Source organism: Bacillus sp. OK048 (assembly GCF_900103525.1).
Lineage (GTDB): Bacteria > Bacillota > Bacilli > Bacillales > Cytobacillaceae > Neobacillus.
In genome coordinates this window covers 241,985-254,036 of the sequence record NZ_FNHN01000003.1, presented here as the reverse complement: position 1 = coordinate 254,036, position 12,052 = coordinate 241,985, and the positions used below count along the sequence as shown (strand labels likewise).

The window sequence follows — 12,052 nt, the reverse complement described above, 5'->3', positions numbered from 1 at the left end:
AATGTTACAATTATGTTAGATGTGAAAAGAATTGGGTGAAATTATTTTGAGAAATGAAAATTCATCAAATTTAGAAAAATGGCGAGCGAAATATGGAGCATTAATTATTGCCTTTAGTTGTTTATGTAGTGTAATTCTAAGCTGGGGAGATAATTGGATTCTTACAGGCATATTAGGATTAGGCATTTTGATTTGTGGAACGATAGGAATTTTTAATTTTAAGCGAGCTATAGGAAAACACATAAGGTAATGGGGCAAATTTAAGTTAATCATTCGGAAATTAAGCGTTTAGATAAAACAAAGACTATAATTCATATTCATTTGAAGGGAAAATTAACAATCGAGGGCTCTTGTTAAGGATGAACGTCGCTACGGAGACCATTTTTTCTTGTTGAGCTAACGTCGCAGTTTACTTGAATAAGGATAGTTGTAATTGACTTGGGCAAAATACACTTAAATATAATTTAGGGCGATGAATAATGAACAAGAGATTTTCCCTTTTATTACTTATGTTCAGCATCATAATTTACGGAACAAATAATGTAACTGTATTTGCTAATTCAAAAGGAGGAAAGCCTCCTAAAAGCCATTGTATAGAGGAATTTGAAAAGAAATGGAAAGAATTTGATAACAGAGTGTTAAGAGATATTGTTAAAAGCTATAACTTAGATTTATCGGGGTATGAAGAATTTACGCACGATGACCTAAATTTAAAAGTAGGGGATAACCTTAATGACCATTCCGACAAAATTTCCTTACAGCATTTATTTGTAGGTAGCAGTATTGGTTCAATGAGATTGTTCTTAGAGAATGGTTTAGAAGGTACAAAGGGTTATTTTCTTTATAAAAGAACCGACGGAAACAATGTCATAAAGGAATTGCATAAAAAAGGTAAAGTTTGGGTGGCTATGTCGGTACGAGAAAAGAAAGCAAAAAGGCTTCGACTAAAGCCTTTTAATTGGGATAAGTGCTCTGAAAATTAGGATATACCTATATATGATTATTTTGTTCTTATTCAGCTATCCGGTGCATTACTTCAAGAACAGCTGCCAGTTAAGGCGGCTTTTTCTTATTGAACTAAAGAAGCAGGTCTCTAGAAGAAGGAATTATAACCATTGAAGTAGAATTTTTAGGTGTTGGGAGGGTTTATGATAGTTAAATTTATTCTAAGAGTGATGATTTTTATTATTGGAGTATTCCTTGGTAGTTACTATTTTGTAGGTATGAGTTTTACAAAGGCAATACAGTTGACATTCATAATTACACTTTTACATCTCCTATTCCTTTTTATTGATAGGAGTAAGAGAAACAGAAATAACAAATAAGACTTAATAAATTAACGGGTATCAAAAGTTGAAGAACGGAGCTGTCATTTTTGGCGGCTTTTCTTCTTGTGCTAAAGGGCAGGTTAGTGAAACAACAGTTTGACAGAATAAATGGTAAAATAACTTTTAAAAGGAGTGCTGAAAATATGAAATTAAAAATTTTAAATTCAAATTTTACCGTTGTGAAATTTCCTCCAACTGAAACAATACCATTATGGGCATTAAACTCCGATGTATTTTCTATTACCCGAACAGATGAAGAACTGTCTATCGTGTGTCCCTCTGAATGTTTACCGATAAATGAAGCATTTAATGATGTGGAAAATGATTGGAAGTGTATAAAAGTAGAGGGAATTTTAGACTTTAGCTTAACTGGGATATTATCTTCATTAGCGAATCCATTAGCAGAAAATAATATCAGTATCTTTGCTATTTCAACCTTCAATACCGATTACCTACTTGTTAAAAGCCATTCAATTGAAAAAGCAATAGTCGTATTAGAGAATGAAGGTCACATTTTTAGCGATATTTAAAACAGCTTATTGCACCCCATTACTTGAATAAGGATAGTTGTATTTGTGTTGGGGGAAAATACCCTTAAATATAGTTTAGGGGTTGATGCAAATGTATAAAGGAATCCCTCTTTTATTGCTTTTATTTAGTATCTTAATTTGTGGGATAGATACTAATACAGTCTGTGCAAAAGAAAATGACAAACCGCCGTCTTACGAAGAGTTTTTTCCTGAAATAGGATATAAAACTGCTGAAGAAGCAATAAGGGAATTTGAACAACATTTTAAACAAGATTTGAAATTGCCACTTAGAATACCGCCGATAGCATTTACTCATTCTTTCGGGCGATTTAATGATTTAGACGGCGATAATAATGATTCTCTGGAAATAGCGTTTGTAAACGAAAAATCACCAGAAAATCATTATAAAATTGATATACGTCACTTGAAAAATAAAATAACATTAAGAGATAAAGGCAATCAGCAAATCTATACACTTAAAAATGGACAGAAAGCCATTTTTATCGTTGAACGAATCCCTAATATCCTTGTTTTTGAAAAAGATAATTGGCAATATATGCTTGGAATTGATAAACGGATAGGAAGCAAGGTGACACCAGAAATATTAGTTGAAATCGCTAATTCAATTGATTACTAAACTAACGGGCAGCGATAGCTGAATAAAGCTGTCGCTTCTTTAACTATTGTGCAGGTTAGTAAAAAACTGAATTTACTTCAAAGGTGCGATTCAAAATGAATGTTAGCAGTTAATTTGGGAAAAATACCTATGGAATACAAGTGCGGAAAGTAGGTATTGATTTGAGAAAACTCATTTTGATTAGTTGTCTCATTACCTTTATTGGTATTACTCCCGTTCAAGCAGAGAATAAGGATAAAGGTTACGAGATGATGCTTGAAGATATTATTTATTCATTTTTATCACCGTTGGAATCAAAAGCGATTAAAGATTATTTTGGAGAGATATACCTATCTGATTTTTGCAGATTTGTAAATGTTAAGACAAAACCCGACCAAGCATATAGATATGAAATAACGTATCAATTCATAACCTATGAAAGAGCAATAATGCCTCCTTATCATTTGTTTACTTTAAAAGTCGAAAACAAATCTCCCGTTGATTGGGTTATAAAAGATGTAAAAGTAAGAAAATTAGCTGAGAATGAAGATTATACAAAGATGTGTAGAAAACCAAGGGTTGTTTGGCAATCAAAAAGAATTAGGGAGGTTCCAACAAAGGAGCTCCCCTAAAAATTTGTTTATTTTCAACACTGAAATTTAAACAGAGCCTATTTATTAACGAAGCATATTGTGAAGAATTGCACTTAAACTAACGGGGTGCGATAGTTTAGATCACCAGCTGCTTCGGCGGCTTTTTTTCTTGTTCCACTAACGAAGCAGGTTAATTGAATAAATCATCTTAGTTCTTAGGAAACTAAAATGAGGTGATTCTTACGAAAAAAATTGCAGTTATACTTATGATTGGAATGTTTTTAATGATTAATTACACAATAGTTAATGCAAAAACAGTAAATGAAGCTGATACAGAATTGTGTGAAACGCTAAAAATGGCACTTATAACTAGCAATAGAAAACCAGTAGATAAAGCAATTACTGAAATCTATAAAGACGACAAAAAAGCACAGGAACTCGGTCTTACTTGGGCTTCCGATGGCACAGAAATTCTTAAAATAAAACAGTTGTATGGGATTGGTGGATTATATGAGATAACGTTGAAGGTGTACCCTTATTATCGTGCTCATAACAGTTATGGGGAAGATGAGGTTGTGATTAATACAAATGGTGAACTAATCAGTTATAAACACTTAAAAACATATCCTTGAACTACAACTACCGTGTACAATAGTAATCAAAGGGGTTGCCTATGGCTGCTCCTTTCTTTATTGAGGTAACGAAGCAGGCTAGTTGTACAAAGCTAAGTAACCTTTTGTTCCATAATATGTTAATCTTAAGACAGGCTAATATTACTTGAGGTGAGAATGTAATGAAACGAATACCATTTGAGAAACCGACTGAGCATTATGATGAACGGTTATATCCAATTGATGAGCAATTATGTTCCTTATTAAAACAAAGAAAAGATACGTCAAACAATAACCCAGGTTTTCCACCACTTGAGCATATTTCAAAATGGGCAGAAAAATATGAACTTTATGAAAACCTATTAAGAACAATATTTGGTGTTCTAAGAGATGAAGACGATTTTCGACCACGAGTGGAACCAACCAATTTTCAAAAGTATATACCAGTCCTAAAGTCAGTAGAAAAAGAACAGTGTTTGTATACCGTAACTTGCATTCGACAATATACAAATGCAAGTGTTGTTAATTTCATTATTGAATGGGAACCAGGTGAAGAAGAGCAATTCCCTCGACACAGTTATTGGCATTTATGGTTAGGGGAGGAATATGATTGTAGACAAACTGGCGGAGGAGGTTCTGAAGGTCACATTAGTTATAACTTTATTGTGTCACCTCCATTACCAGATGATATTTCAGGGTTGGATTTGATTTTTAGAGAAACTCTAACTCCTTTCAAAAGAAAATCAACAGGTCTTGAGATTGTTATGCATATAGAGTAATAAAAATAAGTTTTATCTTCAAAAGGTAAGCCCCTTTTTCAAAAGAATGTATTATTGAAATTGTGAAGAATAATACTTAGGCTAACGGGTGCGTTTCTTTAATAAGAATATACAAAAAAGGCTTAGAGAAATTTCATCTCTGAGCCTTTTTCCTGTGAATTGAGTTGTGAATTTTAAGTGATTTGTTCTGAGAATTTGTCAGTGATTTACCGTTTTGCACCTCACAAGTAAATCCGTTACTATTTTCATTACGGTTTTTTATCACGAACAAATAAAAATCACAAGAAGTTGTTCCATAACCATCGTACAAGTAAACCGGCTGCAATTGCTGAAATTATGGATATTGCAATTGGAAGAAATTTATTCAAAATTATATCCTTTATTTTAGATACTTCTTTGTTTTCTATTACTGCTGTATCTTTTTCTATCTTGCTAATGATGTTGTTTTCTTCAACAGCATATGCAGTTTCAATAGGTTCATCGAGATAAACTTTAACATATTTATATTTTCTTTTAGAGTGTGTAAATGTATTTTTAACTTTTTTTGATTTTAAAATGTAAATAGATAATGGTAAATACATTACTAGAGCGATTATGGTTTGAGAGTACATATGATATTCAATGATATTTAAATGGAGTTCACTAGTGGCTATTGCAAATAGGTAAAAACTATATACGATCGGATAGGCAATTATAAATGCCTTTTGCTTTTTAAAAAACAACATTACAAGCATAATCTGTAAAATAAAAATTATTAAACCGGAAACTAAGTTAAATTCAAATGATTTTTTTACTACATTTAAAAGTAGATAACCTTCTTCTTTTAATGCCTCCGTATTTAAATCAATATATCGGATAAAAGTTTTAGCAAAACGCAAAAATGAATAGAGTAATTCAAAAATTAGTAAAGCTCCTATAAAAATTAAAAAACCAGATATTTTTCCATTTTGGTTTTTCATCATCGTGTCATCCATTTTCCCCATCCTTGTTCTTATATTTATATAATACGATTTTCCTATATAATCCAAATACAAGCAATAGATTTACTGAAAAATGTTGTATAATTATGGTATTGTTGTAGCTAGATAGAAAGGGGATTTTAATGGGTAAGGTGGAATTAAATTAGATTTTATTAAAATATATGTGTTTTGTAATTATCAGAGAGTAGCACTGAAATATATCTCGATAGGGAAACCAATATGAAGTTTATTTTGAAAAAAGTAAAAGACCTAATCCGATTTATACCTCAAGCTTTAAACGTAACCAGCTTTACTTCTATTGCGATTCGTTTTGAACCTCACTAATTATTGGTCGAAGGCTTCGATTATCTTACACAGGCCTCCAGGTACGGGAAAACGGAGGATTTCCTCATTGAAAAAGAAATAAGAAAATAAGAAATCCACGTTCCATATTAGAAGATAACAGCAGATCACGTTTGAAAAAAGGAGATAAAAAATGAATGACATTGAGCAATTATTAACCAATCATCTAAAAAACTTTGATTCGGCTCCATTTCTTTTTATTGGTTCTGGTTTTTCGAGAAGATATATTGGATTAGAAGACTGGGCAGGTCTATTAGAGAAATTCTGTGTATATTTGTCAAGAGATTTTGACTATTACTCTTCTAGAGGGGAAAGAAACTGGCCAGTAGTAGCACGCTTAATGGCAGAGGATTTTTTTGAGATTTGGTGGGAAAAGGATGAATTTCAGGACAGTAGGGAAGAATATAAGGGCAAAATCTTGAATAGAACAACACCGTTAAAAATTGAAATTGCTAAATATTTAAGGGGAAAGACATTTGAATATGGTAAGGATTCCAAACTTGATAACGAAATCAGTCATTTAAAAGAAGTTGTGATAGATGGAATAATAACGACTAACTGGGATTTATTATTAGAACAGCTATTTGAAGAACAAATAACTACTACCTATGTTGGTCAAGAAGAACTGTTGTTTTCAAATCCAAAGGAAATAGCTGAGATTTATAAAATACACGGGTCTTCACTTTCCCCTAATTCATTAGTGTTATCAGATAGGGACTACAAAGGATTCAAAGATAAAAATGCATATTTAGCTGCAAAACTTATGACCATTTTTATTGAACATCCTGTAATTTTTATCGGCTACTCTATGTCTGATGATAATATCATCGAGATACTACAAGCAATAACCTCTTGTTTGTCTGAAGATAACCTTTATAAATTAAAAGATCGGTTGATATTCATACAAAGGGATTCACGCCAAGAAGGAGATTCCTTTCAAACTACCACAATGGTTATTAAGGATACTACATTAAGTGTAACTAGTATAAAAACAAATGACTTTGAAAAAGTTTATAAAGGGATGGCAGGTTTAAAAAGAAAAATTCCAGCTAAAGTACTGAGGCAGATGAAATCACAAATCTATGAACTTGTAAGGACTAACGACCCAAGAGGACAAATTTATGTAGCAACTGATCTTGAAAAGGATACCGATCCATCAAAAATTGAATTTGTTTATGGTGTTGGTATTACTGAAAAACTAGGTGCAGTAGGGTATAAAGGGATTTCACCGGATGAATTATTTAGAGAGATAGTCTTGGATACAAGAAAATATCAATACTCTCACATTGTCCTTGAATCCTTGCCTGAAGCTCTTAGGATTGACAGGCTTATCCCGGTTTTTAAGTATTGTGCTTTAAGTGAAATTTCTTTAGAGCAAATGGATTATAAAGTACAAAACGCACTCCAACTTAAATTGTCTGATATACATAATAGATGGCAAAAGAACAATCTTCAATGGGTACGAAAAAAGTATAAAAGTATACAACAACTAGAAAATGACTATGAAGGAAAAGAACATTATCTTTATCAGTTTATTACAATGTTAGACTCAGAAAACATTGATCAAGAGTATTTAAAAGAATTTATTGTAAAAAATTTAACATCGTTAGATAAGCTAGAATCGGGAATTCGTTCTCATTTCCGTAAATTGATAAGATTCTACGATTGGCTGGTTTATAAAGAGAAAAAAAGTATTGTATCTCCCCAGCAAAAAAGACTGGGTAAAGCTAAAGTTACAACTAAAGTTAAAGACGGTTTAGATATATCATAACTTTTTCGAATTGACTGCGAAGAAAATACTGTAAAGTATTTGAAGCTATAGCTATGGAACCTGTTATTAAACTAAACGAGGACAAGAATTAGAGATAGAGATCGCTGCGGCGATTTTTTTGCTTGTTGTGCTAACCAAACAGTTTAGTACCATAAGAATTAGTGCACATAGTAAAACCAAAAATTACACAATTTATGGTCTATAATAAGAATCAACGAATAAAAGGAGAAGAATTAAATGACTTATTCAAATGGTACATTTAACTTAACGGCAACAAAACTCTCCTATTGGCATAGAAACGTTTTACATACTGATAAAAAATGTTTTGTTTGCGAAGAAGATTTTAAGGAGATTGCTAGGTATTTAACTAATGCCGGACTGGAAGTGCTTGAACAGGGGAGTAATTTCTTAAGAATTGGAGCTGTTACTGGTTACCGAGATGAATTCGGTGGGAGAACAGATGAAACAGATTACCTTTACAATTTAATTACAGCTTCAAGTGAAGAAGAGAGAAATAAGATTATTAAGGAAAGACCTCATTTCGATAAATTTGATCCAAACTATAAGAAGACAAAATGGGCCGCTTCAGAAGAGCAAATAAAGTATCTTCAACAATTGTATAAAAGAATTTACGGGAAGGAACTTGATATAACTGGAGAAGAAGACAGATTTTCAATATCAAACAAAATTGACGAGCTTTTAAAGCTAATCGAAAAGGAACAAATAAGCAATTCTAAGAAAATCAAAGAAAGTTTTAAACGTTGGTTAAATGGATATCTTTATCAGTTTTTGCAGGAAAGTCACTATCCATTTGTCACTTTTGAAGAAATGACAGATGATTTCATTAAAGAATTACAAGATAAAATAAAAAAGGTAAGCAAATCTGAAGACACAATATGGGTAAAAGGCAAGTTTAGTCCAACACCTATTGAGTTGAAAAAAAGTACAGAAAGCGAAATAAAAAGGTTACAGAAAAAGAAGCCAAGCGAAAAACAGATTGGTCTTTTTTTGAATTTATGTGAACGACTATCAATAGTTGAAAGTATTCCAGATAATTACTTACTTTTGTCCAAAAAAATTGCAGACTATTCTCAAAAAACTTTTGATTTAAAACCGGCTACTGAAAAACAAATCACCACCATAAAAAGATTATGGAAAACTTATTTCAATGAAAATATAGATTTAACGAATGCTACTCAAACTGATATTCAGAAATATTTCAAAGAAATAGAAAATAGAAAATAGGTCAATAAAAGCGAGAAAGTTTTATTAAGTTTGTCCGATCAAAATACCACTTTTGAAAAATGGTTATATAGGAGATTATTTTAAATGTATGACAAGGAGTTTAAAGAGCTACGCTGAAAACCGTTCAACAGCAGGAACTAAAATAAATACTTTAAATTTCGGTATTCAAAATGAATCTACTAGTGTTGTTGATGAATCACAAGCACATCCAGGGATAAAAGATGCCGATTTCGCAAAAGTATCCAGCGAGTTAGTAAAATCAGAAATAATTATTCAGAGTAATATGTCGATGCTGCAAAATAATATTAAAAATCAGCAAAACAAAATCCAGCTTTTACAGGGATAAAAACTAGTAACAATTATTTAATCTTACTGAATTGAACTAAATGTAAAGGTATAAAAACTCGTCAAAAACTGACGAGTTTTTATTATGGTGGATTGAGAATTGTAAACTTCCAATGGGTATCAACTATAAAGAATAAAGTTAAAGAAACCAGGTGCCTTTATTTCTTGAAGAAGAAAAACTGGTAGGAAATGGGGGGGAATGTGAAGTATAAAAAAAGTGTATTAATGTTCTAGATAATGGATATCCAGAATTATTAAAGAGAATATTTTGAGATTTTTGGTTTGAAATTGAAAAGTGGTTTTATTTAATAGATTCTGTTTATAAATAGAGTAGGAAATATTTTCAATACCAAGGCATTATAGAAAAAATCTATTTATCTTAAAAAGGGAGAATTGTCAAAAGAAAAGAGTTTTAAAAATATGTAAAGGAAATAAAGCTACCTTATTGGGTGTACTTTATACCGAATTTAGGGTTAAGTTAACTTAAGATAAGAGGTGTTCATATGGGGATGGTTCAGGTGTATTTGGATGATGAATTAAATGATAACTTAGAAAAAGTGTCGGATGAATTGAATGTAAGCAAAACTGTAATTGGGGCAATAACAATCTATAGTCTATTAAGTTATTATGAAGCAAAATCGAGTTTTGCCTTATTGGATATTGATTGCAGAATTACTAGAGGAAATGAAAAGAAATTAAAGATAGACGTACCAGACAACTTAAAGGGACTTCTTAAAAAGATGGCCAATGAACAAGCACGCAGTATGAATCAATTGGTGGTAGGAGCTTTGAGGAGTTTTATCAAGGAATACAATAAATTTGGTTATCGAGTCTTTGCGAATTTAGTAGCACCTAAAGATCAAATTATTTCATTCACCAGTAGCAAAACCAGAAAGAGTTTCTTATAAAAAGGAGTTAAGGATTTTGAACTTATCTGATATTGAAAAAGAATATGCAACAATACTGCATTCATCGGACGAGCAAAAAGATGTTAAACTCGCAGGACTTATGACTAAATTGGAAAGGGAATTTTCTATCCCGATGTTAAAAGATGAACAATGGGAACGTAATAACAAAGCAGTAATAGCGATGTATAGAAAAATATCAATAAGTAGAGATTTGTGAAAAATGGAGGGCTTTAAGGAAGGAATGGGTTGAATATCAGGAGTTTAAAAGAGATAACCCCAACTATAAATCATTTCCACCTATAATTACTAAGGCAAACGGTGAAGTTATTTTAAGTAATTAAGTTATAAGAAAATATAGATTTAGAAAAAAACCAATAATGACCAGATTCTTAATGTTTAAAAGGCAAACATTGAAGAGTTTGGTCATTTTTCGTTGTTTTCGAAATCAATTCAAATTAAAACCACCCCGGCGTAGTTTTAGGGTGGTCCTGGTGATAACAGACCAAATGGAGTTTCTAAGAATCTTATTTTACCACCTTTAGCCAAATTTATACACAATTATAAAGTCAAAAATTCAAAATCTGGGTGTAACGGTGGAATAACAAATTCCTCCGGCAACGGATCCTCTGGGTAAAACTCTGGCTCTACATAATATACAAGTGAATTGTAATCAAACCCTGTAATTTTATATATCTCCCCTGATTTGAAAATTACTAGACCATCTTCTATGACATCTCTTAAACATTTCGCGTGCGTGTATCTCTTCATATCGTTCACCCTCTAAATAGAAGAACTCTTGTTCAGACCATTATAAAATACGATTCTCTTAATTTCTAGGGTTTACACAGGAATTTTTTGGTAGTAGAATAAGAAATAAACGAACAAACGTTCTTGTTTAAATTCCTATAATAGGAGGTCTAAAACTCTTGAATTCCGATACGATAGTTTTACAAAAACAAAGAAATTTTTTGTACCAAGATATTCAAGATTTGATGTTGAGTTCAAACTATCCTATGTCAGAAAAACAACGTATTTTTGTTGAATTTAAGACTATGCTCGAAGGGATCAATAAAAGTGCAGTTATCGTAACAATAACAGATTACATATACCAAAACGAAGAGATGGATTGCTGCCGGAACCTGGAGTACTTATTGAAAAACTATAATAAAAAATTTCGTAAAGGAAAAACAAGCATAAGAAGGTGATAATTATGAAACTGGATCTTTATGATTTGGTGTTCGGTGAAGTTATAGAAGTTGATGATACGGGCATTGATTGGCGTTCGACGAATTACTTGATTTTTTTTGGAGAGGGTGGAGATAAGTATGAACTGTTCATTCTGTTGCAGGAGCTGTTTTAAACCCGAGGAATTAAAGCCTATGAAAAATGATGATAATCCTAAATTAAAAAGAGTATACTGCCAACGTTGTTTAGATATGTATATTGAAAATAAACCCGAATATCTCTGGAAACAGAAATGGTGAAATATTGTGTGGCTTAAAAAACTCATAACTCAATACAAAGATTTAGCGTTGCATCTAACTGAAATTGAATTTTCCCTGGACATATATGAACGAATACACAAAGAATATCAGCAATTTGGACGGGAATATCTTATCAAAAAATATAATTATAACCCAACGATCGCGTACAAATATTTAAATTCAAACATTTATGAGCAGTGCCAAGAGGATTATCGTTTTGTTTACGAGAAATTTAAAGAATGTGAAAGAGTATTAACGATGGTCGCTTATTTCAGTCCTGATTTAGATCCTGATGATTTCCAAAACGAGGTTTAATGATGAAATATTGGATTATCTATACTCAAGACAACAAACATCCAGAAGTTTTAGCGATACTAAAAAGAAGAACTCTAGAGGGTGCAAATTTCACTGCTTCCTTAGTCCATAAGACGAATTTTAAAGGCGAGAAACAGCAATTTGATATAAGTTGGACCTTTCAGGACTGAAAGTGAAGCAGAAGGCGAAATTGAACGTCTAGGAT

The 12,052-nt window shown here is 31.8% G+C and carries 18 protein-coding genes; 16 read left to right on the top strand and 2 right to left on the bottom strand.

Going from position 1 to position 12,052, the window contains the following annotated elements:
- Positions 1-46 precede the first annotated feature (46 nt).
- From BLR86_RS07555 to BLR86_RS07525, 7 genes are all read left to right on the top strand, one after another.
- Positions 47-250 carry a hypothetical protein gene (locus BLR86_RS07555; protein WP_254782260.1) on the top strand — a complete coding sequence of 68 codons (204 nt, stop codon included), beginning with the start codon at positions 47-49 and terminating at the stop codon, positions 248-250.
- Between the two features lie 229 nt (positions 251-479).
- Positions 480-983: a hypothetical protein gene (locus tag BLR86_RS07550; protein ID WP_090759925.1), complete on the top strand. Its 504-nt coding sequence runs from the start codon at positions 480-482 to the stop codon at positions 981-983.
- 488 nt (positions 984-1,471) lie between these two features.
- Positions 1,472-1,858, top strand: a complete 387-nt coding sequence (locus BLR86_RS07545) for an ACT domain-containing protein (RefSeq protein ID WP_090759923.1) — start codon at positions 1,472-1,474, stop codon at positions 1,856-1,858.
- A 91-nt stretch (positions 1,859-1,949) separates the two neighbouring features.
- Positions 1,950-2,495, top strand: a complete 546-nt coding sequence (locus BLR86_RS07540; protein ID WP_090759921.1) for a hypothetical protein — start codon at positions 1,950-1,952, stop codon at positions 2,493-2,495.
- A 140-nt stretch (positions 2,496-2,635) separates the two neighbouring features.
- Positions 2,636-3,106 (top strand): DUF3888 domain-containing protein, encoded by a 471-nt coding sequence (locus BLR86_RS07535; RefSeq protein WP_217642367.1) that lies wholly within the window; start codon positions 2,636-2,638, stop codon positions 3,104-3,106.
- A gap of 245 nt (positions 3,107-3,351) precedes the next feature.
- Positions 3,352-3,699, top strand: coding sequence for a DUF3888 domain-containing protein (locus BLR86_RS07530; protein ID WP_254782259.1), 348 nt, complete (start codon positions 3,352-3,354; stop codon positions 3,697-3,699).
- Positions 3,700-3,860: 161 nt separating this feature from the next.
- Complete coding sequence (locus BLR86_RS07525) at positions 3,861-4,457, top strand: hypothetical protein (protein WP_090759917.1); 597 nt, start codon at positions 3,861-3,863, stop codon at positions 4,455-4,457.
- A 278-nt stretch (positions 4,458-4,735) separates the two neighbouring features.
- Here the strand turns inward: BLR86_RS07525 and BLR86_RS07520 are convergent, their stop codons facing one another.
- The gene (locus tag BLR86_RS07520) at positions 4,736-5,431 is read right to left on the bottom strand and encodes a DUF2569 family protein (protein ID WP_175492819.1); all 696 of its coding nucleotides are present in this window, start codon (positions 5,429-5,431) and stop codon (positions 4,736-4,738) included.
- 481 nt (positions 5,432-5,912) lie between these two features.
- On the opposite strand from BLR86_RS07520, the gene BLR86_RS07515 reads away from it, so the two are divergent.
- The 5 genes from BLR86_RS07515 to BLR86_RS07495 all read left to right on the top strand — a co-directional run bounded on the left by BLR86_RS07515 (position 5,913) and on the right by BLR86_RS07495 (position 10,265).
- On the top strand, positions 5,913-7,550 hold the full coding sequence (locus tag BLR86_RS07515) for an SIR2 family protein (protein ID WP_090759913.1): 1,638 nt from the start codon (positions 5,913-5,915) through the stop codon (positions 7,548-7,550).
- Positions 7,551-7,787: 237 nt separating this feature from the next.
- Positions 7,788-8,795 carry a hypothetical protein gene (locus tag BLR86_RS07510; protein WP_090759911.1) on the top strand — a complete coding sequence of 336 codons (1,008 nt, stop codon included), beginning with the start codon at positions 7,788-7,790 and terminating at the stop codon, positions 8,793-8,795.
- Between the two features lie 88 nt (positions 8,796-8,883).
- Positions 8,884-9,141, top strand: a complete 258-nt coding sequence (locus tag BLR86_RS07505) for a flagellin (RefSeq protein ID WP_090759909.1) — start codon at positions 8,884-8,886, stop codon at positions 9,139-9,141.
- A gap of 502 nt (positions 9,142-9,643) precedes the next feature.
- On the top strand, positions 9,644-10,048 hold the full coding sequence (locus BLR86_RS07500; protein ID WP_090759907.1) for a hypothetical protein: 405 nt from the start codon (positions 9,644-9,646) through the stop codon (positions 10,046-10,048).
- A gap of 16 nt (positions 10,049-10,064) precedes the next feature.
- The gene (locus tag BLR86_RS07495) at positions 10,065-10,265 is read left to right on the top strand and encodes a hypothetical protein (RefSeq protein WP_090759905.1); all 201 of its coding nucleotides are present in this window, start codon (positions 10,065-10,067) and stop codon (positions 10,263-10,265) included.
- Positions 10,266-10,606: 341 nt separating this feature from the next.
- Here the strand turns inward: BLR86_RS07495 and BLR86_RS07490 are convergent, their stop codons facing one another.
- Positions 10,607-10,816 (bottom strand): hypothetical protein, encoded by a 210-nt coding sequence (locus BLR86_RS07490; protein ID WP_090759903.1) that lies wholly within the window; start codon positions 10,814-10,816, stop codon positions 10,607-10,609.
- A 158-nt stretch (positions 10,817-10,974) separates the two neighbouring features.
- On the opposite strand from BLR86_RS07490, the gene BLR86_RS07485 reads away from it, so the two are divergent.
- The 4 genes from BLR86_RS07485 (at position 10,975) to BLR86_RS25955 (ending at position 12,017) form a co-directional block, all read left to right on the top strand.
- Entirely contained in the window at positions 10,975-11,253 is a 279-nt protein-coding gene (locus BLR86_RS07485) for a hypothetical protein (RefSeq protein ID WP_090759901.1), read from the top strand.
- A 5-nt stretch (positions 11,254-11,258) separates the two neighbouring features.
- Positions 11,259-11,408, top strand: coding sequence for a hypothetical protein (locus BLR86_RS25960; protein ID WP_175492818.1), 150 nt, complete (start codon positions 11,259-11,261; stop codon positions 11,406-11,408).
- Between the two features lie 130 nt (positions 11,409-11,538).
- Positions 11,539-11,847 (top strand): hypothetical protein, encoded by a 309-nt coding sequence (locus tag BLR86_RS07480; RefSeq protein ID WP_090759899.1) that lies wholly within the window; start codon positions 11,539-11,541, stop codon positions 11,845-11,847.
- On the top strand, positions 11,847-12,017 hold the full coding sequence (locus BLR86_RS25955) for a hypothetical protein (protein ID WP_175492817.1): 171 nt from the start codon (positions 11,847-11,849) through the stop codon (positions 12,015-12,017). Before BLR86_RS07480 ends, BLR86_RS25955 begins: the two co-directional genes overlap by 1 nt.
- Positions 12,018-12,052 lie beyond the last annotated feature (35 nt).

What these genes read in the sequence shown, in the direction of transcription:
- BLR86_RS07550 (WP_090759925.1), top strand. Translation starts at nt 480, where the DNA reads ATGAACAAGAGATTTTCCCTTTTATTACTTATGTTCAGCATCATAATT.
- BLR86_RS07545 (WP_090759923.1), top strand. Translation starts at nt 1,472, where the DNA reads ATGAAATTAAAAATTTTAAATTCAAATTTTACCGTTGTGAAATTTCCT.
- BLR86_RS07540 (WP_090759921.1), top strand. Translation starts at nt 1,950, where the DNA reads ATGTATAAAGGAATCCCTCTTTTATTGCTTTTATTTAGTATCTTAATT.
- BLR86_RS07530 (WP_254782259.1), top strand. Translation starts at nt 3,352, where the DNA reads ATGATTAATTACACAATAGTTAATGCAAAAACAGTAAATGAAGCTGAT.
- BLR86_RS07525 (WP_090759917.1), top strand. Translation starts at nt 3,861, where the DNA reads ATGAAACGAATACCATTTGAGAAACCGACTGAGCATTATGATGAACGG.
- BLR86_RS07520 (WP_175492819.1), bottom strand. Translation starts at nt 5,431, where the DNA reads ATGGATGACACGATGATGAAAAACCAAAATGGAAAAATATCTGGTTTT.
- BLR86_RS07515 (WP_090759913.1), top strand. Translation starts at nt 5,913, where the DNA reads ATGAATGACATTGAGCAATTATTAACCAATCATCTAAAAAACTTTGAT.
- BLR86_RS07510 (WP_090759911.1), top strand. Translation starts at nt 7,788, where the DNA reads ATGACTTATTCAAATGGTACATTTAACTTAACGGCAACAAAACTCTCC.
- BLR86_RS07505 (WP_090759909.1), top strand. Translation starts at nt 8,884, where the DNA reads ATGACAAGGAGTTTAAAGAGCTACGCTGAAAACCGTTCAACAGCAGGA.
- BLR86_RS07500 (WP_090759907.1), top strand. Translation starts at nt 9,644, where the DNA reads ATGGGGATGGTTCAGGTGTATTTGGATGATGAATTAAATGATAACTTA.
- BLR86_RS07490 (WP_090759903.1), bottom strand. Translation starts at nt 10,816, where the DNA reads ATGAAGAGATACACGCACGCGAAATGTTTAAGAGATGTCATAGAAGAT.
- BLR86_RS25960 (WP_175492818.1), top strand. Translation starts at nt 11,259, where the DNA reads ATGAAACTGGATCTTTATGATTTGGTGTTCGGTGAAGTTATAGAAGTT.
- BLR86_RS25955 (WP_175492817.1), top strand. Translation starts at nt 11,847, where the DNA reads ATGATGAAATATTGGATTATCTATACTCAAGACAACAAACATCCAGAA.